Below are 26692 nucleotides of genomic sequence, written 5' to 3'. Positions count from 1 at the left end.
GTATGCCGCCACCCACGGCGACCAGCACGTCGTATGCCGCCACCCACGAGGGATGCTCGTGGGGAGCAGGCGCGGAGGGGCCTCAGACGTCGGAGAGCAAGGCCTCGAGCTCGTCGCGACCGGGGAGGTCGTCGAGCTCGACGGTGCGGCCCGTGCGGACGTAGTGGAAGGCTGCTCGTACGTGCTCCAGCGGGGTTCCGGTGAGCTCGGACCAGGCCAGGCGGTAGAGGGCGAGCTGGAGGGGGTCGGCGTCCTCGCGGCGGCCGGTCTTCCAGTCGACGACGAGGAAGCCGCCGCCTGACGAGGCGGGCTCGGCGTAGACCGCGTCGATGCGACCGCGGACGACCTGGCCGGCAAGGACGAGCGCGAACGGCGCTTCGACAGCGTGGGGCGCGCGGTCTCCGAAGGGGCCGTCCTCGAACCTCTTGACCACCTCGCCGAGGTCGGCCTCGTCGTCGATGCCGGCGTCGGCACGCCCGGGCAGCTCGTCGGGCTCGATCAGCGCCTGCTGGCCGAACCGGTCCTCGACCCAGGCGTGGAAGGCCGTGCCGAAGCGGGCGGCGGGAGCGGGCGGACGAGGCATGGGCCGGGCCAGCTCGCGGGCGAAGCCCTCCGGGTCGTCGCGCAACCGAGCCACGGACGTGGCGGACAGGCTGCTCGGCAGCGGCAGCGCGACCGTGGTGGCGCGGTCGGCGCGGGCCTCGGTGAGCAGCTGCACGAGGTCGTCGTCCCAGTCGGCCACCTGGGCTGCCTCGACCATGTCGAGGCCCTCGTCGGGGGCCGTGCGGTCGATCGTGCGCACGAGCTCGGCGGCGGCGAGGCGGCGTCGCGCCTCCTCCCCCGGACCCGGCACCGGCCACGGGCGCGAGGGGTCGACGTCGTCGTTGGGGTTGGGCGCCTTGCCGGCCGGCTTGTCGATCCATCGCTCGACGGGTCGGCCCCACTCCTCGAGCTGGTCGCGCACGACGCGCTGGTAGTCGGACGGGCCGAACGGCGTCGCACGCTGGCCCCAGACGTACGACGTGACCGCGAGGTGGTGGGCGGCGCGGGTGTAGGCGACGTAGCCCAGCCGCAGCTCCTCCTCGGCGTCGTGGGACTTGGTCGCGGCGCGATAGGCGTCGAGGGCGGCCTTGTCGTGGCCGACGAGCTGGGGCTGGTCGGCCCGGTCGCCGCGCAGCGGGGCCGGCAGGACCGCGGGCGACGACGTCCACAGGGTGCGGGAGCGGTTGCTCGGGAAGCGGGTCTCCCCCACGCCCACGCAGAACACCGACGACCACTCCAGCCCCTTGGCGCGGTGGACGGTGAGCAGCTTGACCGAGTCGGCGGCGGTCGGGGTGGCGACGTCGAGGCCGTTGCCCTGGTCGTCCTCGGCGGTGAGGTAGGCCAGCAGTGCCGGGAGGGTCACGTCACCGTCGACCGACTGGAACTCGGCGACCGCCTTGACGAACAGGTCGAGGTTGTCGCGGCGCGCGGCCGCTGCGGGCGAGGTGGCCGACGCCAGCTCGACGTCGACCCCGGTGGTGTCGATGATGCGCCGTACGACATCGAGCAGCGGGTCTCCGACGTGGGAGCGCAGCCTCCGCAGCTCGGCGGCCAGGAGCGCGAACCGGTCGAGCGCCTCGGCCGAGCACCCCGTCTCCCCGGGCGACTCCACGGCGTCGCTCAGCGCGGGCAGCTCGGAGGCGTCGATGCCGTCGGCGATCTGGAGCAGCTGGTCGGCGACGGACGCGGCCTCCTTGCGACCTCGCACGCCGGCGATCTCGGCCGCACGGAGCGCCAGCAGCCGCAGGTCGCGCGGGCCGATCGCCCACCGGGGGCCGGTGAGGAGCGTGAGCATCGAGGCGTTGGCGGTGACGTCGTGGAGGAGGGTCAAGGTGGCGACGACCTCGGCGACCTCGGGCAGGCGGACCAGGCCGGAGAGACCGACGATCTCGACCGGGATCCCCGCAGTGGTGAGGGTGTCGTAGACCTCCTCGCCCTGGGCGTTGTCGCGGGTCAGCACCCCGATGTCGGCCCACGCGGTGCCGGCGTCGTGCACCTGCTGGACCTCTGCGGCCAGCCACGCCAGCTCGTCGACGGCCCGCTCGAAGACATGGGTCTCGACATGCCCGTCGCCGGCGATCTCGGCGGCGCGCAGCCGCGCCACCTTGTCGCCGTAGGCCTCGAGGAGGGGCTCGGCGAGACGGTTGGCCACGTCGAGGATCCGGGCGTCGGAGCGCCGGTTGACCGTCAGCGGAAGCCGCCCGGGCTCGCCGTCGGCCGCCGGGAACGTGTCGGCGAAGTTGAGGATGTTGGACACCGACGCGCCGCGCCAGCCGTAGATCGCCTGGTTGGGGTCGCCGACCGCCATGACCGGGTGGCCCAGGCCGTGGTCGGGGTCGGGCCCCGAGAACAGCCGGGCCAGCATCGTCGCCTGCGCGACGGAGGTGTCCTGGTACTCATCCAGCAGCACCACCTTGAAGCGGGCTCGCTCGATCTCCCCCACCTCCGCCTGGTCCTCGACCAGCCGGGCGGCCAGCGCGATCTGGTCGCCGAAGTCCATCAGCCCGAGGTCGGCCTTGAGCCGGCGGTAGCCCTCGACCAGCTGCAGCAGCTCGGCCCGGCGGTCGATCGCGTTGATCGCCTTGGCGGGCGGCTCGAGGTAGGTCTTGCGGGCCTTGCCGGCCTGCTCCTCCTCGAGCGCCCGCTGGAAGCCGCGGCGCGCCTCCTCGTCCGTGCGGCGTACGTCGTCGGCGTCGACGAGGTGCTCGCTCATCGCGCCGTCGAGGGCGAGGAGGTTCTGGATGGCGGTGGCCGGATGGTCGGTCAGCAGCTCGATGTGGCCGGTGAAGCGCTCGATGACGCGAGCACCGAGCTGGTAGCGGGAGGCGTCGGAGACGACCCGGGTGTCGGGCTCGTGGCCGATGCGCAGGCCGTGGTCGGTGAGCAGCGACGCGGCGTAGGCGTGGTAGGTCGCGACCGTCGGCTCGAGGACGTCCTCGCCCTCGGCGACCACGGACCGGTCGAGCAGTCCCGCCGCCCCGAGGGCGGCGGTGACCCGGTGCCGGAGCTCGGCGGCGGCCTTGGTGGTGAACGTCAGCCCGAGCACCTCCTCGGGGCGGACCTTGCCGGTGGCGACCAGCCACACGACGCGTTGCGCCATCAACGTCGTCTTGCCGCTGCCGGCGCCCGCCACCACGACCGTGGGACGCAGCGCGGACGTGATCGCGGCCCACTGCTCGTCGCTCGCAGCGTGCGTGGCGCCCATGAGGGCCCGGAGGTCCTCAGGGGTGTCGAGCCGGATCGGCTCGCGGTCGGTGCGCTGGTCGGTCACTGGACGGTCACGCTCCCTGCGCCTTTGGCCGGGCAGATGGCGACGAACGGGCAGTCGCGGCAGTGGGGTCCCGCGGTGGCGGGGAAGGTCTCGGCGCGCACCAGCTCGGCGGCGCGGGCCAGCCCGGCTCGCAGGACCTCCCGCTCGGGGCCGGCGTCGTCGTGCGCCGGCTGGCCCTGGACCTTGGCGACCGAGGACTCGTCGTCGATGCCGAGCTGCACCAGCTCCGCGCCGCCGGAGGCCATCGGGCGACCGGCTGCCTCGTCGAGGGCGCCGGCGTCGACGGCGTACTGGTAGAGGGCGAGCTGGAGGTTGCCCGCGACGGCAGGACCGGAAGGCGCCGATCGGGCGCTCTTGAAGTCGACGACGACCACCCGCCCGGAATCGTCGACCTCGAGCCGGTCGGCGAAGCCGGTGAGCATGACCTGGCGCCCGTCGACCTCGACGATGCTCTGGAAGCGCTGCTCGGCGCCGAGGACCTGGCGGGGGTTGTCGAGGTGCCACTGGACGAACCGGGACACCGCCTTGCGGATGCGGGCGAGCTCGCGCTGGCGCGACCACGGCGTGCGGAAGGCGAGCCGGTCCCAGATGGCCTCGACCTCCGCCATCAGCGGCGCCACCTCGGCGGGCAGGTCGCCGACCGCCACCCGCTCGGCGAGGGCGTGGAGGACCTGCCCGAGGTTGGCCGACTGGTGCACGGCCGAGACGCCGCCGGCCTCCCGCTCGAAGAACCACTGCGCGGGGCAGAGCAGGATCGACTCCAGCATGCTGGCCGAGATCGGCACCGGCCGCTCCGGGTCACGGATCGGCTGCACCGACCGCGTGGCACTGCGAGTGCCCCACCAGGTCGAGGGGTCGGCGGCGGGCACCAGCGGACGCCCGTCGACCTCCTCGGCGGCGAGGGCGGCGAGCCGGCGCGCGGCCGCCTCGCGCAGCGCGACCGAGACGCCGGGGTCGGCCGCGGTGCGCCGCAGCTCGGCCACCAGCCCGCCCAGCGAGAGGGGGCGCGGGGGGCGGCCGTCCTGGTGCTCGATCGTGACGCCGAGCTCCTCGAGGAAGCGCGAGGGCTGCTCGCCGTCGTCGTCGGGCGAGCGCACCGCGCTCACCACGAGCCGTCGGCGTGCGCGGGTGCACGCGACGTAGAAGAGCCGGCGCTCCTCCATCAGCAGGGCGCGGGAGGTGACCGGCGGGACGAGGTCGGGGTGCCCGGAGGCGTCGACCCCGATCCGGTCGGCGCCGAGCAGCGTGGTCCGCCGGCGCAGGTCGGGCCAGCCCTCCTGCTGGACGTGGGCCACCACGACGAGGTCCCACTCGAGGCCCTTGGAGCGGTGGGCCGTGAGCAACCGGACGCTCGAGCCCCGCACGCCGCGCTCGGCGAGCGTGTCGGCCGGCAGCTGCTGGGCGACGAGGCTGGCGAAGAAGGCGCCGACGCCGACGTGGTCGCGCTGGTCGACGGCCCGGGCCGCGAGCTCGAAGAGGGCGACGATCGCGTCGAGGTCGCGGTGGGCCCGGCGGGCGCCCGCTCCCCCGACGTCGACCTGGCGGCGCAACCGCTCCGGCCAGGACGTGCTCGACCACAGGTGCCACAGGACGTCCTCGACGCCGGCCCGGTCGGCGAGCATCTCGGCCCCCTGCCGGAGCAGGCGCGCCAGCGCCGCGGCCCGCTCGACGTCGGGTCCTTCGAGGCCGTCGAGGAAGCCGCGCTCGACCACCGCCAGCCGGAGCAGCTCGCGCGAGGTGCGCCGGGCGGTGGCGTCGGGCTGCTCCTTCTCGCGGGTGCGGAGGCGGCGCACGAGGGCGCGCAGGTCGGAGGCGTCGAGCCCGCCCAGCGGCGAGAGCAGCAGCGACTCGATGCGGCCGGGGTCGAGGAAGTCGGGCGAGTCGGCGTCGTCGTCGTCGAGGTGGACGACCGCGCGCAGGCCGTCGAGCAGCGGCAGGACGGCCGGGTCGTGGACGAGCGGGAGGTCGTCGGAGGCGACCTCGACGGGCACGCCGGCGGCGGCGAGGGCGCGGCGCAGCGGCGGGATGCTGGTGCGCCCGGACCGGACGAGCACCGCCATCCGGTCCCACGCGATGCCGTCCTCGAGGTGTGCGCGGCGCAGCAGGTCGGCCAGCCGCTCGGCCTCGGCCCGCTCGGTGTCGTAGGTGACGACCTCGACGCGGCCGTCGCCCTGCGGGCCGGGCACGGCCTCGGGCGAGAGGAAGGCCTCACGCGCCTCGGCGTCGATGCTGCCCGTCAGCGTCAGCCGGTGGGCGACGCGGTTGGCCGCCACGAGCAGCCGGGGGCCGAAGCGTCGGGTGCGCTGCAGCACGACCGTGGCCGCGGGCGTGCCCGCGGCGGTCGGGAAGCTCGCCGGGAAGTCGAGGATGCCGCGCACGTCGGCGCCGCGGAAGCCGTAGATGGACTGGTGCGGGTCGCCCACGACGGTGAGGTTGCGCCCGTCGCCGGCGAGCGCGCGCAGCAGCGCGACCTGGCCGGGGTCGGTGTCCTGGTACTCGTCGACGAACACGTGCGTCCAGCGGGCCCGGAGCTCGTCGCGGTGGGCCTCCGCCTCGATGACCGCGCGGCGGATGAGGTCGGAGTAGTCGGTGGCGCCGAGGTTGTCGAGGATCGTGAGGTACTGCTCGAGGAACAGCCCTGCCGCCACCAGCTCGGGCAGGTCGTGCTCGATGCCGAGGCTGCGCAGGCCGGCGGGGTCGAGGCCCTTCTCGCGTGCCCGGGCCAGCACCGCCTGCACCTCGCGGACGAAGCCGCGGGTGCCGACGGCGCGCCGCAGCTGCTCGGGCCACACCACCGACTCGGGGTTGTCGCGCAGCAGCTCGCGCAGCACCACGTCGGCCTCCGGCGCCGACAGCAGCCGGATGGCGCCTTCGTAGAGCTCGGCGGGGGCGTACTTGCGGACCAGGGAGTAGGCGAAGGAGTGGAACGTCGAGCACGACCCGGCCGAGGTCGTGCGGGCGACGCGGGCCGTGACCCGGTCGCGGAGCTGCTCGGCGGCCTTGCGAGAGAAGGTGAGGGCCAGGACCGAGTCGGGCGAGGCGCCGCGGTGCTCGATGCGGTCGACGATCGCCTCGACCAGCGTCGTGGTCTTGCCGGTGCCCGGACCGGCCAGGACGAGGAGCGGCCCGCCCTCGTGGTCGACCACGCGCTGCTGGTGCTCGTCGAGCTCGGGCACCACGACCGAGCGGTCGGGCGCCACCAGCCGGTAGCGGGTCGTCGTACTCACGGAGGACACCCCATCACGCGGGACCGACAGCTGCCTGCCGGCCCCGCGGACGGGGTGTGGACGAAGCTCAGGACAGGTCGACGATCGCGGCGACCGGGCCGCCACCCTCGGGGCCCTGATGGGCCGCGGAGACCGAGACGAAGACTGCCGGGTCGCCCGTGACGGCCGCGGTGACGCCGCCGACGCAGGACTTGATCTGGCGGTGCCAGTGCACGTCGGAGTCGTCCAGCATCGCGTTGCGGCGCCCGCGGACCATGCCGTCCTGGCTGGCCTCGCACTTGAGGAAGACGTTGACGAGCCGGCCGTCGAGGTCGCTGGTGCGGGGACGCTCGGGCAGGTCGAGGCCGGCGGAGCGGATGGCCTCCCAGATGCCGTCGGCGTCGAGGGCGTCCTTCATCACCGAGTGGCCGATGCGGTACTTGCCGCCCACACCGGTGGCGTTGCCGACGACGACGATCTGCGCCTGGTCGAGCTCGACGCCCGAGGAGCACGACGCGACCGAGGAGTAGAGCTCGCGGTTGTGCATGACGTCCTCGTCGGTCGGCATCTCGATCTCGCCGAGCGCGACGGCGATGCCGAGGCCCGTGACGCCGTTGGAGAGGTCCATCGACTCGTGCGTGTGCTCGGTCCACACCGTCTTGCCGCGCGACTTGGCGTCGCGGATCGTGTGGATGGTGAGCAGCGGGGTCTTGGTCTGCACGTAGTGGACGTCGGCCGGGTCGGTGATGCCGGCACGCTCCATGGCGACCTTCACCCCGGCGGCGACCTTCTCGATCATCGCGGTGTAGCCGATCTCCTCGGGCAGGATCGCCTCGCTCATCGCGAAGCCGGCGGTCAGCCGCATCTCCTGGCGCGACGGGTCGTCCTCGGGGACGTCGGTGGTCGCGAAGATCGTGGCGTGGGGGCTGATGACGCCGTCGGTGCCGCCGGACCACACAATCGGGACGCCCTTGACCTGCTCGGGGTCGGCTCCCTTGGCGATCAGGGCCTCGCGGAAGGCGCGGTCGGCGATGATCCGGGTGTAGTCGTTGACGCCGCCGTTGCCCTCGGTCTTGCCGATGATCGCGAAGACGCGGTCGGCCGCGATGACGCCCTCGTCGATGAGCTTGGTGAGCTCCGAGGCGTCGGCCACGGAGTGGATGGGGACCTTGCGGACCTCGATGGCGCTGGGCATGGCGGTGCTTCCTTTCGTTGCGGTCAGGTGGGTACGACGACGGTGCCGGCGTCACCGGCGACCGCTGCGGTGATCTGGTCGAGGCTGGTGATGACGCCGCGGCGACCGGTCGTCTCGACGAACCGGCACACGGCGTCGACCTTCGGCCCCATCGAGCCGGAGGCGAAGTGGCCCTCGGCGGCGAGGGCGCGCATCTCCTCGACGGTGACCGTGCCGAGCGGCTCCGCCTCGGGCGTTCCCCAGCGGATGACGGCATTGGGCACGTCGGTGGCGATGACGAGCACGTCGGCGCTCGTGGTCCCGGCGAGCAGCGCGGCGCCGAGGTCCTTGTCAATGACGGCCTCCACGCCGGCGAGCGAGCCGTCGGGACGGCGTACGTGCGGGATGCCGCCACCGCCGTTGGCGACGACGACGAAGCCGGCCTCGATCAGCGCGAGGACGGCCGGGGCGTCGAGGATCTCCAGCGGCTCGGGCGAGGCGACGACCCGTCGCCACCCCTTGTCGCCGCGGTCCTCCCAGGTCTCGCCGTGGCCCATCAGCACCTTGGCCTCCGCCTCCGGGAGGTGGCGGCCGATCGGCTTGGTGGGCGTGGTGAACCCCTCGTCGTCGGCGTCGACGAGGGTGCGGGTCACGAGGGCGGCGCTGCGCCGCTCCACCCCCCGCTGGGCCAGCTCGTGGTCGAGGGCGTCCATGAGCACGAAGCCGAGCGTGGCCTGGGTCTGGGCACCGCACCAGTCCAGCGGGACGGGGGGTACGACGCCCGCGGCCAGCTCGTTCTTGACGAGGAGGTTGCCGACCTGGGGGCCGTTGCCGTGCGTGATGACGACGTCGTGGTCGTGCTCCAGCAGGCCCGCGACCGCGGCCATCGCCACCTGTGCCGCGGCGATCTGGTCCTCGGGACGTGCCCGCCCGTCGGCATTGGTCATGGCGTTGCCGCCGAGTGCGAGCAGGACCCTCATGCGCTCGACCCTAGTGGCGCCGATCACAGGCTCCCCACGGCACTTTCGGCCAACAACGGCGCCGTTCGCTGGCAGAACTTGTCACTGGAGATCGCGGTGGCCTGAGTCCCCCACCAGGGGCGGGCCGTTGGTCCCGGTCCGGCGCGCCGTGCAGCCCTGTCGGAGTCCGTGGCGGACGGCCGATGCTCGAAGGCGTCGGACCGGCAGGAAGGGAGGACCGCCGTGCTCCAGGCACTCCTCCGAGCAGGCGCCGCACTCGTCGCCGCCGGCGCGGCGCTGCAGGTGCTGGGGCGGCGGGCGGGATCGACCGCGGACGAGCGCGCCGCGCCGCTGCCGGGCGACGGACTGGTCCGGGGCCCGCAGATGGTGATGGACCACGCCATCACCGTGGCGGCGACGCCGGAGGAGATCTGGCCGTGGCTGACCCAGATGGGCTGGCACCTCGGCGGCTGGTACACGCCCCACTGGGTCGACCGGCTGCTCTTCCGTGACAACTGGGAGAGCCTCGACCGGCTCGACCCGCAGCTGGTCCGCGACCTCCGGGTGGGTGACGTCATCCCCGACGGGAGGCCCGGGACGGCGCACTTCCGCGTCGCCCGCGCCGAACCGCCCGGGCTGCTGGTGCTGCGCTCACGCACCCACCTGCCGCCGGAGTGGGGAGCCGAGCGCCGGGCGCGGATCGCGTGGACCTGGACCTTCTGCCTGACCGAGCTGCCGGGGTCCGCCACCCGCATCCACCTCCGGGTGCGCGGGCACACGAGCCCGTGGTGGCTCACCGGCCTCTACGTCGCCACGATCATCCCGTCGGACTTCGTCATGTCGCGCGGGATGCTCCGGGGCCTCAAGCTCCGCGCCGAGGCCCGCGAGGCCCCGGAGGTGTCGGGTCGCGCGCCGCTCGACCAGGAGCTCTACCTCGAGCGAGACGCCGCCGCCCGATCACGGGCCTGAGGCTGCGGGACGTTCCACCAGGTGTCGAGGCGCGCGACTGCGGGCGTCGTACGACCCTCGCGGAGCACGCGCGCGAGCCGGAGGAGGTACGCCGCGATGCCGGCGGTGCCCTGCATCCAGCCCACCCCGGGCGGGAGCAGCGGATCCTCGTTGCGGTGCTCGGTGAAGCGCCAGCAGGCGCGGTCGCCGTGGACGACCGCCCGCTCGACGATTGCGTCACCGAGCACCCGGGCGAAGGCGAGGTCGTCCTCGACGCCGCGTCGCTGCCAGGCGTCGAGGAAGACGTCGCCGACGCCTGCGGTGCCGCAGCAGCGGCCGTCGTTGTCCCAGAAGCCCGGGTGCAGGCGCTCGGGGATCCCGGAGGTGCGGATGCTGTGCAGGCAGCGGCGCTGCCACTGGGCAGGCGTCTCCCCCGCGACCTGCTCGACGCCGGCGTGCTCGAGCGCGGTGAAGAGCAACGAGGTGCCGGTCGGACCGTGGCACCAGGTGTAGGTCACCTCGTCCATGTCGGGGTCGCGCGGGATCACGTGCGGCAGCACGAAGCCGTCGTCGCGGGTGTCGCCCAGCGTGACGAGGTGCTCGGCACCGCTGCGGGCGGCCTCGACCAGGTCGGACCGCCCCAGCTCGCTGCCGGCGACGGCGAGCGAGGCGGCGATGCCGGCCAGGCCGTGCGACCAGTTGGGCATCTGCATCTCGCCGCGCTCGGCGCGGACCTGCTCGGTGAAGCGCGGCGGCAGGAAGGACCAGTTGGTGCCGGCGTCCGTCGGCTCGCCCTCGGTCAGCAGGATGCCGGCGGTGCGGTGCGCGAGCTCCGTCGCACCGGGCACGTCGTGCCGGTGCGCCCACACCGCGCCGAGCAGGTTTCCGGCCGTGCCGAGCGTCGCGTCGTTGACGCGTGCGTGCGGGGCGAAGGGCGGGTGCGGCATCCACGGCTGCTCCCAGCCGTCGTCCTGCATCAGCTCGGCCAGCCGGGCGATCGCCCGGTCGGTCCCCTCGACCTCGAGGGCCGACAGGACACCGATGTCGCTGACCAGGCCGTCGAAGTAGGAGTAGCCCGTGGCTGTCGCCAGGCCACGCCCGACCCGCTCGGCGATCCCGGCGGCCAGCGCCTGCTCCTCGTCGGTCCACGGCCGGGACTCGCGCACCTCCGCGAGCACGTGGGCCAGCCCGCCGATGCCGCTGTGCATGCCGTCGCGGTCCTCGGGCGGCCCGCCCTCGTGAGGCACCGACACCGGGATCCACGGCCCGCCGTCGTCCCACCGGACCTGGTCGAGCACCCAGCGCCACGCCGCCTCGCCGAGGTCGGCGTACGTCTCGGGGTTCGTCATGGCGCGATCATGACAGGACCCGGGCCCGGGGTTCCTGTCCTTTCCTGCGGGTTCCTGCCGGTTGCATCGGCCGGGAACCGCTGCGATCACCGGGTACCCGGTGACTCCTGCCGACCGAGGAGCATGGCCAGCACGCGGGTACCGACGGGCAGGCCGTGGTCGTCGTAGTAGGCGAACATCGCGCTGAGCCAGGGGTGGGTGCCCGGGTCGGGGACCTGCCGCACCGGCACGCCGGCCTCGTCCGCGAGCTCGCGCACCGTCGCGACGCGCGTCGCGAGCTCGTACGTCGCCCCGCCGTGGCCGGCCTCGGTCAGCACGACGGCCGCGGCCCGGCCGAGGTCGGCGAGGTCGAGGAAGCCGAAGGGGACGTCGGGCGAGTAGGGCAGGTCGAGCGGGCCGGTGAGGTCGAGGTTCTGCAGGTAGGCGCCGGGCTGGAGGATCGTCCAGTCCAGGCCGCTGCGGCGGACCAGGTCCTCGCTGACGGCCTTGCCGAGGTGGTGCGGCATCGCGGGCGCGTAGGGCGAGGCGACGGAGTGGTAGCCCACGCGCGCCACCCCGGCCCCTGACAGGGCAACCAGGGCGGACGCGACGTAGGCCGGCTCGTCCGGGTGCAGGTTGGGCGCGATGACGTACGCCGCCTCGCACCCGGCCACGGCCGACGACAGGTCGTCCCAGTCGGCGCGGCCCAGCGGCACCGCCTCGACGCCGCGGTCGGCCAGCCCGGAGCAGACGGCGCGGCCGGTCTTGCCGTGCCCGCCGAGGACCGCGACCCGCACCGTGCTCAGATCCTGTCGACCTCGGCGAACGGGGCGCCGTCAGCCAGCGAGGAGTAGCCCGGACCGCGGTCGAAGAAGGCGTCGTCCTCGCGGCTCCACGCCGCGCGACCCGCCCGCTCCGCGGAGGTCGCGGACGCGTCGAAGCCCAGGTCGCCCGCCTCCGCGGAGCCGGTGAGCACCACGCCGTAGTCGCGGAGCGCGGCCTCGGCCGAGACCTTGCGCCAGACCACGTCGCGCACCACGAGCTCGGGGTCGCGGGCCAGCGGGTCGCCCCAGCCGCCGCCACCCGTCGTACGGATGCGCACGACCTGGCCGGCCTTGATCTCCTCGGCGTCGGCGAGGGCGTCGACCTCGCGCTCGTCGGGGCCGCCCGGGTCGATGACGACCTGGAACGGCGCGCCGGCCTTGCCGCCGCGCACGCCCCAGCAGGCCAGGATCGAGCGGTCGGCGATCGACATGAAGTGCGCGTCCTTGAGCATCCGGATGTGCTTCTCGTAGCCCAGGCCGCCCCGGAACTGGCCCGCGCCGCCGGAGTCCTGCGCGAGTCCGAGGCGCTCGACGATGAACGGGAAGCGCGACTCGGTGAACTCGGTCGGCAGGTTGCGCGAGTCGGGCACCACGTGGATGGTGTCCTCGCCGTCGGCGTAGTAGCGCCCGCCGGAGCCGCCGCCGAGGACCTCGCGCATGAGGTAGTCGTTGCCGTCGAGGTCCTTGCCGTAGACGCCGGTGTAGCGGATGGTCTCCTGGTCGGCCGGCATCTTGCCGTCGACCGCCTTGGCCACCACGCCGGCGAGCACGCCGAGCAGCCGCAGGATCACGAACGTGCGGGCGTTGGTCGGGCCCGGGTGGATCGGGGTGAGCAGGGTGCCCTTCTCGGGGAAGCGCATCTCGATGAGGGGGACGATGCCCTCGTTGACGTCGAGCTCGGCCATGCGCTCGGGAGTGTCGGCGAGGTTGCGCAGGATCGGGGCGAGCCACTTCTTGAGGAAGTTGCCTCCGACGTAGTCGCCGCAGTGGTTGATCGGGCCCTTGGCCTGGGCGCTGGTGCCGGTGAAGTCGATGATCAGCCGCGGGCCCGCGGGGCGGCCGTTCTCGGGGTCAGCCGGGGCGTCGCTCACCTTGGTCAGCGTGATCCGCTGGGTGTGCAGCTGGGGCTCGTCGACGCCGTCGTGCTCGGCGTAGTCCTCCCAGACGTAGGTGCCGTCGGGGATCTTGGAGAGGATCTCGCGCCGGTAGGTCTCGGTGGTGGTGTCGAGGATGGCGTCGAAGGACGCCTCGATGGCGTCGCGGCCGTAGCGCTCGAAGAGCTCGCCCAGCCGGCGCGCACCCATCAGGCAGGCCGAGCACTCGGCGTCGAGGTCGGCGGCCAGGCTGTCGGGCATCCGCGAGTTGCGGGTCATGATGCGCAACGCCGACTTGTTGGGCACCCCGGCGTCCCACAGCTTGATCGGCGGGACCGCCAGCCCCTCCTCGTAGACGGTCGTCGCGTTGCTGGGCATCGAGCCCGGGACCGCGCCGCCGATGTCGTCGTGGTGACCGAAGGCCTGCACGAAGGCGACGACCTCGCCCTCGTGGAACACCGGGACGGTGACGCACAGGTCGGGCAGGTGACCGATGCCGCCCTCCGACTCGTAGACGTCGTTGTGGAAGAAGACGTCGCCCTCGCGCATCTCCGCGATCGGGTAGTCGCGCACGATCGGGTGCACCAGCGCGCTGTAGGAGCGGCCGGTGAGCTTGCGCAGCTGGCGGTCGTGGATGCCGGCGCGGAAGTCGTGGGCGTCGCGGATCATCGGGCTTCGCGACGTCCGCCCGATGGCGGTCTCGACCTCCATCTCGACGCTCGCCAGGGTGCCCTGGACGATCTCGACGAGGATCGGGTCGACGTGCGTGCCCTCGGGCGTCAGGCGCCCGCCGTGCTCGTACGCCGTCGGCAGTCCGGCCGGGTTGACCGGCTTCGCGGTGACGTACGCCGGGTCGACTGCAGCCATCAGCTGGCCACCTTTCGGATCACGAGGTTGGCCCAGTCGTCGACCTCGACGACGAAGCCCGGGTGGACGGGGATGGTGGAGCCGAACTCCTCGACGATGGCGGGCCCGGTGAAGGTGTCGCCGGCGCCGAGGTCGCCGCGCCAGATGACCGGCGTGTCGACGTAGCCCTGCGCGGCGTCGAAGCAGACCGGACGACGGCCGCGGACGGCGCGGTCCTCCAGGTCGCCGTCGGCCTTGTCGAGGGTCCGGATCTCCGGACGCGTGATCGGGCCGATGCCGGTGACGCGGAGGTTGACCCACTCGACCTGCTGGTCGCGGTCGCCGCGGAAGTCGTAGCCGTAGAGCTGGCGGTGGTCGGCGTGGAAGGCGTCGGCCACCTGCTCGACGTACGCCGCGTCGATGGTGCCCTCGGGCGCGGCGACCCGCACCTCGTAGGCCTGGCCGACGTACCTCACGTCGATCGTCCGCTGGAAGCGGTGGTCCTCGGCGGCGAAGCCCTCCTTGTCGAGCGCCTCGCGGGCCCGGTCGGTGAGGCTGTCGAGGATCTCCTGGGCCGCGGCGTGGTCGAGCGTCGACTCCTTGGCGACGTGGGTCTGGACGTAGTCGTTCTTCACGTCGACGGTCAGCAGCCCGAACGCGCTGACGTTGCCCGGGTTGGGAGGTACGACGACCCCGGCGAGGTCGAGGATGTCGACGAGGCGGCAGGCCAGCAGCGAGCCGGAGCCGCCGAAGGTCGTCAGCATGAAGTCGCGGACGTCGAGGCCGCGCTTGACGCTGACCTGCCGCAGGGCGTTGGCCTGGTTCCAGGCGGAGATCTCGAGGATCCCGGTCGCGCAGGTCTCGAAGTCGAGGCCGAGCTGCTCGGCGAGGTCGGCGATGCCTGCTCGGGCCGCCTCCACGTCCAGCGGGATCTCGCCGCCGAGCAGGTGGGGAGGGATCCGGCCGAGGGTGACGTGGGCGTCGGTGATGGTCGGCTGCGTGCCGCCCTTGGCATAGCAGAGCGGGCCGGGGTCGGCGCCGGCCGAGTGCGGGCCGACCTTGAGGCTGCCCTCCGGGGAGAGCCAGGCGATCGAGCCGCCGCCTGCCCCGACGGTGACAACGTCGATCATCGGGATCTTGCTCGGGTAGGCGCCGACCGTGCCCTCGGTGGTGAGGGTCGGCTCGCCGTCGAGCACGACGGACACGTCGGTCGACGTACCCCCGCCGTCGCAGGTGAGGATCTTGGGGAAGCCCGCGACCTTGGCGATCAGCGCGGCGCCGAGCGCACCAGCGGCCGGACCCGACAGCACGGTGGTGATCGGCTGGTGCACGACCTCGTCGGCCGACAGCACGCCGCCGTTGGACTTCATCACGTAGAACGGGATCGCGTTGCCCGTGAAGTTGAGCAACCGCTCGGAGATGTTCGTGACGTAACGGCTGACGTTGGGCTTCACCGCCGCGTCGACGAGCGTCGTCATCGCGCGCTCGTACTCGCGGTACTCGCGCAGGACTTCGCTGGAGATCGACACGATCGCCTCGGGGTGCTCGCGGCGCAGGATCTCACGCATCCGCAGCTCGTGCTCGTCGTTGGCGTAGGCGTGGAGGAAGCAGACGCCGATCGTGGCGATGCCCCGGTCCTTGAACCACCGGGCCGCGGCGACGGCGGCGTCCTCGTCGAAGGGACGGATCTCGGCGCCGGTGAAGTCGAGGCGTCCACCGACGGTGCGGACCCGGTCGGCCGGCACGATGCGGTCGGGCTTGACCCAGAAGTAGGAGTTGCCGTAGCCGTCGGGCACCGACTGGCGGGCGATCTCGAGCATGAACTCGTAGCCCTCGGTGGTGATGAAGCCGAGCGCCTCGACCTTGCCCTCGAGCAGCTTGTTGGTGGCGACCGTGGTGCCGTGCGAGACAGCGGTGATGTCGCTGCCGCGGGCTCCGACGATGTCGAGGATCTTCTCGATGCCGGCGATGAAGCCGTCGGCCGGGTTGCCCGGCGTGCTGGGGGTCTTGGTCGTGACCAGCTCCCCCGAGTCCTCGTCGAAGGCGACCACGTCGGTGAACGTGCCACCGGTGTCGATGCCGATCCTGATCCGCCGGTCCTGTGCTGCGTCATCCGCCGTCTGCGTGGGCATGGTGACGATTCAACCGAGTGGGTGTGGCAGCGACCACGGCAGAGATTGCCGACGAACAGGCCCACCTTCGGCAAGTCGTGCTGCGTGGGGAAAGGCGAAGGGCCCTTGTCGGTATGAGCGGCAAGGGCCCTTCTGATGATGTCCAGGTCGCCGAAGCGTCCAAGGCATCGGGTTGACCGTTCGTGGTGATGCTCCCGGTCGATCACTCCGTCCTTCCGGTCCCAGTCACCGCATCACCCGGTGTCTGCGACGTTCGTCCGGCGAACCGGCTTCCCGTCGTGCGGACCCTCCATCCGGAGCCATCCCGCCTTCCCTTCCGGGACTGCGTAGGACAGTTCTATGCCCTGGCAGCCCTGCTCACAAGGGACTTTCGGCCCGGATTTCCACATACTTCGAGTTCCGGCGCGTCGTCCCCAGCCGCGGCCCGGTTCGTCCCCAGGCTCACGACGTTTCTCCACACCTCCCTCCACAGGGCGTGCGTCGCTCCGTGCTGGTAGTCCACCGGGAAACGGTCGTTCCGAGACCGTTCGGACAGCCAATTCCCGGCGGACTACCGCGTGGTGGCGAGGAGGGCCTCGACCGCGGCGGCGACCTCGAGGAGCCGGCGGTCGGCGCCGTGCCGGGCGACCAGCTGGATGCCGACGGGGAGGCCGTCGGCCGTGGTGCCGGCCGGCACCGAGATCGCGGGGCAGCCGGTGACGGTGATGAAGTACGCCGAGCGCATCCAGGCGAGGTAGTCGGGCATCTCCTGGCCGTTGATCGTCTCGGGGAACTCCTGCTCCACCGGGAACGGGGGCACCTGCGAGGTCGGCAGCAGGAGCACGTCGTGGTCGCCGAAGAACAGCCGCATGGTCTCCGAGAGCGCAGTGCGCTGGGTGTAGGCCCGCGCCACGTCGGCCCCGGTGAGCGGCTCCCCCGCCCGGATGTTGGCCTCGAGCGAGGGCTTGAAGGACGTCGGGTGCTCGGCGAGCAGCGCGCCGAGCTTGGCCTGGAAGTGCCACGCCCGCAGCGTGCGGAAGGTGTCGTCGGCCAGGGAGAGGTCCGGGTGGGCGTCGGCGACGGCCGCGCCGGCGTCGGAGAGCCGCGCCGCGCTGGCTCGTACGACGTCCGCGACCTCGTGGTCGACCACGAGCGCGCCGCCGAGGTCCACCGAGCACGCCACCCGCAGCCCGGCCAGCGAGGCGGGCTCGAGCGGCGGCGCGAAGGTCGAGCCCGGGTCGCCCAGCGCCTGCGGCGCCCGCGGGTCGGGCCCGGCGATGACCGAGAGGAGCAGCGCGAGGTCACCGACGTTGCGGGCCATCGGGCCGCCCACCGACGTGCTCTCCCACTGGTTGTAGAGCGGCCACTCGGGCACCCGGCCCAGCGAGGGCCGCATCCCGACCACGCCGCAGAACGACGCGGGGTTGCGCAGCGAGCCGCCCATGTCGGACCCGTCAGCCAACGGCACCATCCCGGAGGCCAGCGCGCAGGCCGCTCCCCCGCTGGACCCGCCGGCGGAGCGGCTGGGGTCGCGCGGGTTGCGGGTCACTCCGAAGACCGTGTTGAAGGTGTGCGAGCCGGCAGCGAACTCCGGCACGTTGGTCTTGCCGATGAAGACCGCCCCGGCGGCGCGGATCCGCTCGACGAGCAGGTCGTCGTGGTCGGCCACCGCGTCGGCGAACAGCGGTGAGCCGTAGGTCGTGCGCCAGCCCTTCAGCGCGTGGGTGTCCTTCACCGCGAAGGGCAGGCCGTGCAGCGGGCCGAGCTCGCCCCCGGACCCCTGCACCTGGTCGGCGACCGCCGCCGCTGAGCGGGCCCGCTCGGCGTCGAGCGACACGATCGCGTTGAGCTCGGGGTTGCGCTCCTCGATCCGGTCGAGGTGCAGCTCCAGCAGCTCGGCCGCGGAGATCTCCCCGGACCGTACGGCGGCAGCCTGGGCCCGGGCGGTCGAGTCGACGGTCAGGTCGGTCATCGCCGGCGACCGAACACGCCTCCGACGATGACGCCGAGCACGACCAGACCCGCGCCCACCGCGACGCCGGTGAGGAACTCCTGCCGGGACCCGGCGGCCGGCACCTTGGCCGGCGCCGTGAAGACCTGGCCCGCGGCGGCGGGGGCTCCGGGCGCAGCCGCTGCGGCCGGTTCGGCGGCCGGCGCCTCGACCAGCCCTCCGGCGATCGCGGTGTCGACGTTGCCGAAGAACTCCCCGGCCATCCGGCGCGAGACGCTGGTGAGCATCCGCTGGCCGACGCCGCCGATCATGCCGCCGACGATCGCGTCCGCGTCGTAGGAGACCCGCGTCGACGAGCCCTCGGGCGTGAAGCGGACGTTGACGGTCGCCCCGATGGTGCCGGGGGCGCCGGCGCCGTCGAGTTTCATGACCAGCGACTCGTGCTCGACGAGGTCGGTCAGCTGGCACGAGCCGGCGTACGTGCCCTTGATCGAGGCCACGCCCGCGGTCACCGTCATGGCGTAGGCGTTCTCGCCGGTCGCCTCGAGCCGCTCGCAGCCGGGGATGGTGCGCACCAGCACGGCGGGGTCGAGAAGCGCGTCCCACGCCTGCTCGACGGGGGCGGCGAGGGTGTTCTCTCCGGTGAACTTCACAAGGTCTCCTCACGCAGGGGGTCTGTGTCATGGGCGTGCGCGAGGCGCAGCGCGTAGAGCTCGGACGGCGAGATCGGCATCGCCGTGATGGGAATGCCCTCGGCGTCCTCGATGGCCGCGGCGAACACCGCGGCGGACGGGATCACCCCGGCCTCGCCGGCGCCCTTGATGCCGAGCGGGTTGAGCGGCGAGGCCGTCTCGAGGTGGTCGATGTCGATCGTCGTGGGCACCTCGGTGACGTAGGGCATCAGGAAGTCCATGAACGAGGCGTTCAGCAGCTGCCCCGACTCGTCGTAGGCCATCCTCTCGTAGAGCGCTCCCCCGACGCCCTGCGCGACTCCGCCGTGGATCTGGCCCTCCACGATCATCGGGTTGATCAGGTGGCCGCAGTCGTGCACGACGGCGTACTTGAGGATCCTGATCTCGGCCGTGTCGGGGTCGGTCTCGACGATCACGGCGTGCATGCCGTTGGCGAAGGTCGAGCGCTCGGGCGAGTAGAAGTCCTTGCCCTCCAGGCCCGGCTCGTCGTCCTCGGCGACCGGCGGCTTGCCGGGGTCCCCGACGGAGAACTGGGTGGCGGCCTTGGACGCCTCGTCGAAGGCGTAGCGCAGCGGGTTGGACAGCACGGCGACCGTGCCGAGGTCGATGCTCGCGTCGGTGCCGCGCACCGAGACGACGCCGTCGGCGATCTCGAGGTCCTCCTCGGACGCCTCCAGCGCCTCGGCCGCGATCCGCAGCGCCTTCTCCCTGGCCCGCAGCGCGGCGAGGTGGATCGCCGAGCCGCTCATCACGGCGGCGCGCGAGGCGAACGTGCCGACGGCGTACGGCATCTTGCGGGTGTCGCCGGTGGTGATCTCGACGTCCTCGAAGCGCACGCCCAGGGTGTCGGCGACGATCTGCGCGAAGGCGGTCTGGTGGCCCTGCCCCTGCGTGGTCAGGCCGGTCGCGACCTTGACCTTGCCCGAGGTCTCGATGTGCACGTGGGCGCCCTCGTAGGGGCCGACGCCCGTGCCCTCGACGTAGCAGGCGAGGCCGATGCCGACGCGACGACCCTGGGCCGCCATCTCGGCGCGGAACTGCTCGAACTCGTCCCAGCCCACGAGCTCCTTCAGCTTGGCGAGCGACGCCGGGTAGTCGCCGGAGTCGTAGGTGAGCGGGCGGCCGTCCTGGAACGTCAGGCCGTGCTCGTAGGGGAACTCGTCGGGCTGGATGAAGTTGGTGCTGCGCACCTCGGTGCGGTCCTTGCCGAGGTAGGCCGCGATCGCGTCCATCGTCCGCTCCATCACGAAGCACCCCTGTGGCCGCCCGGCGCCGCGGTAGGGCGTGACGATCACGGTGTTGGTGTAGAGCGACTCGAAGACGACGCGGTAGTTGGCCGGCTTGTAGGGGCCGAGCAGCTGCGTCGAGGTGATGATCGGGACGATCAGCCCGTAGGGCGTGTAGGCGCCGTGGTCGTGCCAGAACTCCACGTTGAGCCCGAGCACCCGGCCGTCGTCGTCGAAGCCGACCTCGACGTGGTGCTGCTGGGCGCGCTCGTGGGCGGAGGAGATGAAGTGCTCGCGCCGGTCCTCGGTGAACTTCACCGGCCGGCCCAGCGTCATCGCGGCCAGCGGGACCAGGAGCTCCTCGGGCCACGGGTGGTTGATCTTCACGCCGAAGCCGCCGCCCACGTCAGGGGTGATCACGTCGACCTTCGCCAGGTCGAGCCCGAGCTTGGCGGCCACGCAGCCGCGCACACCGGTCGACGTCTGGGTCGACGACCACACCGTGAGGCGGGACGTGTCGGGGTCCCACCGGGCCACCGTGCCGCGGCCCTCCATCGGCGTACAGGCCGAGCGCTCGACGTCGAGGTCGAGGGTCAGGGTGTGCGGGGCGTCGGCGATCGCGGCGCGGGCGTCGCCGTTCTCCTGCTCCATGCGCGCACCGACGTTGCCGGGTACGTCGTCGTGGACGAGGCGGTCGGCCGCGCGGGCGGCGGCGATGCCGACGACGGGCTCGAGGTAGTCGTAGGACACCCGGATCCGCGAGACCGCGTCCTCCGCGACGTAGCGGTCGACGGCGACCACGAAGGCGATCGCCTCGCCGACGTAGTTCACCTCGTCCTTCGCGAGGGCGTACTGCGTGCGGCCGTGGGTGAGCGTCGGGTGCGGGATGAGGAGCGGCAGCGGCTCGGCCATCGGGCCCGACAGGTCCTCCCACGTCCAGACCGCGACCACGCCGTCGAGGTCGAGGACGTCGGAGACGTCGATGTCGGTGATGCGCGCGTGGGCGTGGGGCGAGCGCAGCACGGCGGAGTGCAGCAGCCGCGGGTCGTCGTGCAGCAGGTCGTCGACGTAGCGGCCCTTGCCACGCAGGAAGCGCTGGTCCTCGACGCGCGGGACCTTGGCGCCGAACATCTTGGTCGTCACTTCTCGGCCCCGATCTCCGCAGCCCGCAGCACCGACTTCACGATGTTCTGGTAGCCCGTGCAGCGGCACAGGTTGCCGGCGATCATCTCCCTGGCCTCGTCCTCCGAGGGGTCGGGGTTGTCGCGCAGCCCGGCCGTGATGGTGGTGAGGAAGCCGGGCGTGCAGAAGCCGCACTGGAGGCCGTGGCAGTCGGAGAACGCCTGCTGCACCGGCGACAGCGACCCGTCGACCTCGGTCAACCCCTCCACCGTGGTGATCTCGGAGTCCACGGCGGACACCGCGAACATCAGGCACGAGCGCATCGGCGTCCCGTCGACGAGCACCGTGCACGCGCCGCACACCCCGTGCTCGCAGCCGACGTGGGTGCCGGTCAGGCCGCAGTCGTGGCGCAGCGCGTCGGACAGCAGGCGCCGTGCGGGCACCTGGACCTCGTGCACGGACCCGTTGACGTGGAGCCGGACATCGTGGAGCTGTTCGGTCATGCGTGGTTCCTCTGTGCCGTTCTCTGGCGGGCGTGGTGGACAGCGTCCGCCAGGACCCGCGGCGTCAGCACCCTGACCAGGTGGGCGCGGTAGTCGGCGGTCGCGTGGATGTCGTCGGCCGGCTCGAGGTCGGCCAGGGCCTTGGCGGCCGGGTCGTCGAGGGCGTCGGTGACGTCGACGACGACGGGCACGTCGCTCACCGAGACGTAGCCGAGCCGGGCCCGGGTCACCTCGCCGCCGTCGGTCTCGACGAGCGCGGCGACGCCGACGAGGGCGTAGTCGCCGTGGCGCCGGGCGATCTCCTGGAAGGCGACGCCGCCGCCGGGCGGCAGGGCCGGGAAGAACGCCTCGACCGCGACCTCGTCGTGGGCCAGCGTCGACTCGAGCGGTCCGGCGAAGAGCTCCTCGGCCGGGATCGTACGACGACCGCGCACCGACGCGACGTCGACCGATCCCTCCAGGAGTCGCAGCACCATGGGCATCTCAGCCGCGGCGTCGGCGTGCACGAGAGAGCCGACGGTGGTGCCGCGGTTGCGGATCGTCGGGTGCGCCACGTGGCTGAGCGCCAGCGCGAGCAGGGGCTGGGCGGAGGCGGCCTCGGCGGACGCGAGCACCTCGGCGTGCCGGGCCAGGGCCCCGACCCGGACCCCGGCCGCATCACAGGTGATGTGGCCGAGGTCCGGCAGGGCGTTGATGTCGATGAGCATCGACGGTGCGGCCAGTCGCATGGACAACAGCGGGACCAGGGACTGACCGCCGGCCAGCACCTTCGCCCCCTGCTCCCCCGCGAGTGCCGTCAGGGCTTCCTCGAGGGTGGACGGGCGCAGGTAGGCGAAGGGTGCGGGCTTCATCGCGGGGCGGGGCCTCCCGAGGCGGCGTCGTCGACGCCACCGTCGTAGTCGGGGTGGCTGAGGTTGCGGGTCACCGAGCCGGCGCCCTCGCTGCCCCGGCCCTTGACCATGTGGAAGAAGAGGATGACGAGGATCGTGCCGAGGGCGATGCCGCCGAGCTCGAAGTCGTCACCGAAGGTCAGGGTGACGCCACCGATGCCGGCGATCAGGCCGGCGGAGAGGCCGACCATGTTGACCGGGTTGCCGAAGTCGATGCCGTTCTCGACCCAGATCTTGGCGCCCACGAGGCCGATCATTCCGTAGAGCACCACGGTGATGCCGCCGAGCACCCCACCGGGGGTCGCGTTGACGATCGCGCCGAACTTGGGGCACAGGCCCAGCAGGATGGCGACGGCGGCGGCGACGTAGTAGGCCGCGGTGGAGTAGACCCGCGTCGCACCCATGACCCCGATGTTCTCGGCGTACGTCGTCGTCGGCGAGCCGCCGAACGCGCTGGCGAAGGCGGTCGCGACGCCGTCGGCGCCGATGGCACGACCCATGTAGGGGTCGAGGTTCTGGCCCGTCATCTCGGCGACTGCCTTGACGTGCCCGGTGTTCTCGGCGACGAGCGCGATGACACCCGGCAGCACCAGCAGGATGGCGGTCAGCGAGAAGGACGGCCCGTGGACCACGGAGACGCCGTCGGCCAGCGTGCCGCTCGGCAGGCCGATCCAGTCGGCGGCCTGGACGCCGGCCCAGGAGACGCGGTCGTGCTCGACCGCGTCGGGGCCGGTCGGGAGGACCGAGGTGATCGGACCGAGCACCTTGTCGGCGACGAAGGAGAGGATGTAGCCGAAGATCAGCGCGAGGAACACCGCGATGCGGGACCAGAAGCCGGGCAGCGCCACCGCGGCGAACACCATGAAGGCCGCGGTCAGCAGCGCGATCCACTGGTCCTGGGGCCAGTAGATGCCGGCGACGACGGGGGCGAGGTTGAAGCCGATCAGCATGACCACGGCGCCGGTCACGGCGGGCGGCAGGATCCTGTGGATCAGCTCGGCGCCGGCGAAGTGGATCAGCACGCCGACCGCGGCGAGCGTCAGCCCGCCGACCAGGATCGCGCCGGTCACGTAGGAGGAGTCGTTGCCCTCGTCGAGGGCACGGATCGCCGCGACGGAGGCCACGAAGGACGCGCTGGTGCCGAGGTAGCTCGGCACGCGGTTCTGCACGATCAGCAGGAAGAGGATCGTGCAGAGGCCCGAGAACATGATGGCGAGGTTGGGGTCGAGCCCCATGACGAGCGGGAAGACGAAGGTGGCGCCGAACATCGCGACCACGTGCTGGGCACCCAGCCCGATGGTCTTGCCCCACGGGAGCCGCTGCTGTGGCAGCACCGCCTCACCAGGTGCGGGATCAACCACGTCCCACTTGAACATCGACATGTGCAGGCCTCCAGATTCGCAGGGGTGTGTCCCGAGAATCCACAAACTAGTGGGCCACATCACACACCCTCACTGGCGAGAACTGCCGAAGGAACGCCGATATGGATGACAAGTTCTTCGGCGGGTTGGTCCGGTTCGTACGCTGCCGTGCATGGCTCTCCCTCTCACGGTCGACGGCTGGCCGCCGGCCCCGATCCGCACCGCGCGCCTCGTCCTGCGCGCGCCGGAGGCCCGCGACCGCGAGGAGTTCCTCGACCTCGGCTCGGACGACGAGGTCAACCACCACCTCGGCGGCGGGCAGGACCGCGCGACGTTGGACGCCTCCCTGCCAGAGGTGCCCGCCGACCGGCCCGGCCAGTTCGTGATGGAGCACGACGGACGCTTCGTCGGCTGGGTGGGGCTCGGCCGGCGCGACCCCGCCCGCCCCGGCGCCGGCGGCCCCGACCTCGAGCTCAGCTACGTGCTGCCCGTGCACGCATGGGGGCACGGCTACGCGACGGAAGCGGCGTCGGCCGTCGTCGCCTGGGCGGACTCCCACCTCGGCGAACCGGTCGTGGTCTGCACGCAGGTCGCCAACACCCGCTCGCGCGCCCTGGCCGCGCGCCTGGGCTTCACCGAGCTGGAGCGCTTCGAGGAGTTCGGCGCCGAGCAGTGGCTCGGCGTACGGCAGCCATTCTCCTCGGCGGTCGAGACCCGGGACGGTGGAGCGCTGGGCCCGACCTAGTGGCCCAGCGCTCCACCGTCGCCCGCGGCTCAGGAGAGGTCGACCACCACGACCGTGTGGTTGTCCGGCTCCCCCGCCTCGACCACGACCGCGGCCACGGCGTCGGCGACCTCCTGCGGAGCGGCGTCGGCGAGCAGCAGCGGAGCCAGGTCCTCGGCGTAGGAGTGCACCCCGTCCGTGGTGAGCACGACCCGGTCGCCGGGGCGCAGGTCGAGCACCACCTCGTCGGCCATGACCCCAGGTGTCAGGGCGCGGTTGAGGAGGTTGCGGTGCTCGTGCGAGCGGGCTTCGTCGGGGGTGAGCTGTCCGGCCTCGATGAGCGCCGCGACGACCGTGTGGTCGTGGGTGACCTGCCGCAGCTCACCGCCACGCACCAGCCACACCCGCGCGTCACCGACGTGCGTGATCCGTGCCGAAGCGCCGTCCAGGACGACGGCGGTCAGCGTGGTGCCCGACGAGGGTGCGTCGGGAAGGCCGGCCGCGAGGTCGGCCCCCACCTCCGCGACGGCACCCTCGAGGCCGGCGGTGGCGAAGGCCTCGAGCGCGGCAGCGGCCAGGTCGTCGCGGAGGCCGTAGCCGTCGGCGACGCCCACCAGCCCGGGCCGTACGACGTACGCGTCCTGCTGGCTGTCGCGGCGGCCCCGCCGGTGGCTGGTGCCGAAGGTGGCGTGCAGGGTGTCGGTGGAAAGCGTCATGTCGGGTGCCTCGCTCCTCAGTTGCTGGACGAGGGTGGTGACGATGTCGCGCCGGGACGTGGTGTCGGCCTCGACCTGGAGCCAGTAGGCCTCCACCTCCCGGGCCGCGGCGGCCGGTGAGCCGTCCAGCACCTGCTGGATCCGGGCCAAGGGCATCCCCACCAGCCGGAGCGTCGCCACCAGACGGGCGCGCTCCAGCTGGGCGGGGGCGTACCTGCGGTAGCCCGAGTGCTCGTCGACCTCCGCGGGACGCAGCAGACCGAGGTCGTCGTACAACCTCAACGCCTTCGGCGTCAGGCCCGCGGCGCGGGCGAAGTCGCCGATCGTCAGGCGGTCCTGGGTGCTGGTCATCGTCGCCATCCTCTCCGGTGACGGTCACCGGTGCGACGACCGTGGGCCTTGCCGCTGGGGCAAGGTCAAGCGGCCCCTCAGCCGACGATCTCCAGCGCACGCAGCGCGACCGCGACGTCGAGGCGCAGGTGGGGGTCGGTGGCGACCGGCCCGAGCAGCCGCTGCAGCTTGCCGACGCGGTAGCGCATCGTGTTGTAGTGGAAGAACTGGGCGCGCGCCGCCTCGGCCACGTTGAAGTTCTTGTCGAGCAGCACCTGCAGCGTCTCGCGCAGGTCGGCCGCCTCCGGCGTGCGCTCGGCCAGCGGCCCCAGCACGTCGGCCGCGAACGCCGTCAGCTCGTCGGCGTCGGGCACCAGGGCGAGCAACCGGTGCAGGCCCAGCTGGTCGAAGCGGGTCGTCGATCCCCCACCGTGCACCCGGCGCCCGATCTCCACCGCGCGCTGCGCCTGCCGGAACGCCTCCGGCAGGTCGACCAGGCCCAGGGCGATCCGGCTCACGCCGGCGGAGAACGCGATCCGGCCGCCGCCGCGGTCTCCGCGCACCGCCTCGATGATCCGGTCGACGGCGGCGTGCGCGGGCCCGGGTCCCTGAGTCGGGTCGACGGGGACCAGGGTCACGACCTCACGGCTGAAGGCGACCGAGGCGATGCTGCTGTCGACCGCCGCCGTGACCTGTCGCCAGGCGTGGGCGAAGCGGTCCTGCCACGCCCGGCGGTCCTCGGCAGCGGGGCCGAGGGCGGCCAGGGCATCGGGGTCGAGCACCGCCACCACGACCATCACCGGCCGGTCGAGCTGCCAGCCGAAGGCCCGCGCGTGCTCGGCGACGTCGTCGGGCTCACCGGCGCGGCCGAGGAAGACGTCCCTGAGGAAGTCACCCTGGTACTTGTTCTCCACCGCGGTGATCGCCTCGACGCGCGTCACCAGCAGCGCGGCCACGATCGCCGCCCGCTCCAGCGCCTTCACGTCGGAGGCGTGGATCCTGCCGTCCGGTCGCAGCGCGACGAGCCGCGCCAGGTCGACGCCGGCGGCCACCACCCGGCGTACGACCGCCTCGCCGTCGCCCACCGCCGTGCCGTCGGGGTCGAGTCGCTCCACGCGCACGCGGCCCGTCTGGTCGACGAGCTCGCTGCCGGCCAGCAGCGCCCGCTGGGCGTCGTCGAGGTGGGCCGCGCGCTCGCGTCCGTCGGTGGAGGTGAAGACGACCCCGTAGCCCAGCGCGTCGCCGACCGCCTCGGCGATCGCGGCCAGGTCCCCGCCCTCGAGCACGATGTGCGTCAGTGCGGTGTGCAGCGCGTCGGCGCGCTCCAGCGCCGCGACCGCCTCGGGATCGCTTATCAAGTCTTGGCCCACTTCT

17 protein-coding genes and 1 pseudogene are annotated in these 26692 nt (G+C 72.8%); 2 read left to right on the top strand and 16 right to left on the bottom strand.

Going from position 1 to position 26692, the window contains the following annotated elements:
- Positions 1-82 precede the first annotated feature (82 nt).
- The 4 genes from ACS3YM_RS03900 to ACS3YM_RS03885 all read right to left on the bottom strand — a co-directional run bounded on the left by ACS3YM_RS03900 (position 83) and on the right by ACS3YM_RS03885 (position 8673).
- Complete coding sequence (locus ACS3YM_RS03900; protein WP_439938766.1) at positions 83-3313, bottom strand: UvrD-helicase domain-containing protein; 3231 nt, start codon at positions 3311-3313, stop codon at positions 83-85.
- Positions 3310-6540, bottom strand: coding sequence for an ATP-dependent helicase (locus tag ACS3YM_RS03895; protein ID WP_439938765.1), 3231 nt, complete (start codon positions 6538-6540; stop codon positions 3310-3312). Before ACS3YM_RS03895 ends, ACS3YM_RS03900 begins: the two co-directional genes overlap by 4 nt.
- 67 nt (positions 6541-6607) lie before the next feature.
- The gene (locus ACS3YM_RS03890) at positions 6608-7714 is read right to left on the bottom strand and encodes a ring-opening amidohydrolase (protein ID WP_439938764.1); all 1107 of its coding nucleotides are present in this window, start codon (positions 7712-7714) and stop codon (positions 6608-6610) included.
- A 23-nt stretch (positions 7715-7737) separates the two neighbouring features.
- The gene (locus ACS3YM_RS03885) at positions 7738-8673 is read right to left on the bottom strand and encodes a carbamate kinase (protein WP_439938763.1); all 936 of its coding nucleotides are present in this window, start codon (positions 8671-8673) and stop codon (positions 7738-7740) included.
- A gap of 222 nt (positions 8674-8895) precedes the next feature.
- On the opposite strand from ACS3YM_RS03885, the gene ACS3YM_RS03880 reads away from it, so the two are divergent.
- Entirely contained in the window at positions 8896-9621 is a 726-nt protein-coding gene (locus ACS3YM_RS03880; protein WP_439938762.1) for a hypothetical protein, read from the top strand.
- On the opposite strand, the gene ACS3YM_RS03875 is transcribed toward ACS3YM_RS03880, so the two are convergent.
- The 10 genes and pseudogenes from ACS3YM_RS03875 to ACS3YM_RS03830 all read right to left on the bottom strand — a co-directional run bounded on the left by ACS3YM_RS03875 (position 9582) and on the right by ACS3YM_RS03830 (position 23569).
- On the bottom strand, positions 9582-10949 hold the full coding sequence (locus tag ACS3YM_RS03875; RefSeq protein ID WP_439938761.1) for a lanthionine synthetase LanC family protein: 1368 nt from the start codon (positions 10947-10949) through the stop codon (positions 9582-9584). The genes ACS3YM_RS03880 and ACS3YM_RS03875 overlap by 40 nt on opposite strands.
- A gap of 86 nt (positions 10950-11035) precedes the next feature.
- Positions 11036-11725 carry an SDR family oxidoreductase gene (locus ACS3YM_RS03870; protein WP_439938760.1) on the bottom strand — a complete coding sequence of 230 codons (690 nt, stop codon included), beginning with the start codon at positions 11723-11725 and terminating at the stop codon, positions 11036-11038.
- Between the two features lie 5 nt (positions 11726-11730).
- Entirely contained in the window at positions 11731-13713 is a 1983-nt protein-coding gene (locus ACS3YM_RS03865; protein WP_439938758.1) for a hydantoinase B/oxoprolinase family protein, read from the bottom strand.
- The gene (locus ACS3YM_RS03860) at positions 13713-15824 is read right to left on the bottom strand and encodes a hydantoinase/oxoprolinase family protein (RefSeq protein WP_439938757.1); all 2112 of its coding nucleotides are present in this window, start codon (positions 15822-15824) and stop codon (positions 13713-13715) included. Before ACS3YM_RS03860 ends, ACS3YM_RS03865 begins: the two co-directional genes overlap by 1 nt.
- A 550-nt stretch (positions 15825-16374) precedes the next feature.
- Positions 16375-17775 (bottom strand): amidase, encoded by a 1401-nt coding sequence (locus ACS3YM_RS03855; protein ID WP_439938756.1) that lies wholly within the window; start codon positions 17773-17775, stop codon positions 16375-16377.
- Positions 17772-18407 (bottom strand): SRPBCC family protein, encoded by a 636-nt coding sequence (locus tag ACS3YM_RS03850; RefSeq protein WP_439938755.1) that lies wholly within the window; start codon positions 18405-18407, stop codon positions 17772-17774. The genes ACS3YM_RS03855 and ACS3YM_RS03850 overlap by 4 nt, the downstream gene beginning before the upstream one ends.
- Complete coding sequence (gene cutA / locus ACS3YM_RS03845) at positions 18404-20803, bottom strand: aerobic carbon-monoxide dehydrogenase large subunit (protein ID WP_439939828.1); 2400 nt, start codon at positions 20801-20803, stop codon at positions 18404-18406. Before cutA ends, ACS3YM_RS03850 begins: the two co-directional genes overlap by 4 nt.
- Positions 20804-20814: 11 nt before the next feature.
- Positions 20815-21297: pseudogene (locus ACS3YM_RS03840) on the bottom strand ((2Fe-2S)-binding protein); the annotation flags it as partial.
- Positions 21294-22148, bottom strand: a complete 855-nt coding sequence (locus ACS3YM_RS03835) for an FAD binding domain-containing protein (protein ID WP_439938754.1) — start codon at positions 22146-22148, stop codon at positions 21294-21296. The gene ACS3YM_RS03835 and the pseudogene ACS3YM_RS03840, both read right to left, overlap by 4 nt.
- On the bottom strand, positions 22145-23569 hold the full coding sequence (locus ACS3YM_RS03830) for a uracil-xanthine permease family protein (protein ID WP_439938753.1): 1425 nt from the start codon (positions 23567-23569) through the stop codon (positions 22145-22147). Before ACS3YM_RS03830 ends, ACS3YM_RS03835 begins: the two co-directional genes overlap by 4 nt.
- A gap of 151 nt (positions 23570-23720) precedes the next feature.
- Here ACS3YM_RS03830 and ACS3YM_RS03825 point away from each other — a divergent pair, with 151 nt between their 5' ends.
- Positions 23721-24293, top strand: a complete 573-nt coding sequence (locus ACS3YM_RS03825) for a GNAT family N-acetyltransferase (protein WP_439938752.1) — start codon at positions 23721-23723, stop codon at positions 24291-24293.
- A 29-nt stretch (positions 24294-24322) separates the two neighbouring features.
- Here the strand turns inward: ACS3YM_RS03825 and ACS3YM_RS03820 are convergent, their stop codons facing one another.
- Positions 24323-25339, bottom strand: a complete 1017-nt coding sequence (locus tag ACS3YM_RS03820) for a MerR family transcriptional regulator (protein ID WP_439938751.1) — start codon at positions 25337-25339, stop codon at positions 24323-24325.
- 77 nt (positions 25340-25416) lie between these two features.
- A complete protein-coding gene (locus tag ACS3YM_RS03815) occupies positions 25417-26676 on the bottom strand; it encodes a PucR family transcriptional regulator (protein ID WP_439938750.1) in 1260 nt (419 codons plus the stop codon).
- Positions 26677-26692: the final 16 nt, after the last annotated feature.

It is taken from the genome of Nocardioides sp. N13(2025) (assembly GCF_051912545.1).
In the GTDB taxonomy this organism is placed as follows: domain Bacteria; phylum Actinomycetota; class Actinomycetes; order Propionibacteriales; family Nocardioidaceae; genus Nocardioides.
This window is presented reverse-complemented; position numbering and strand designations above follow the sequence as displayed.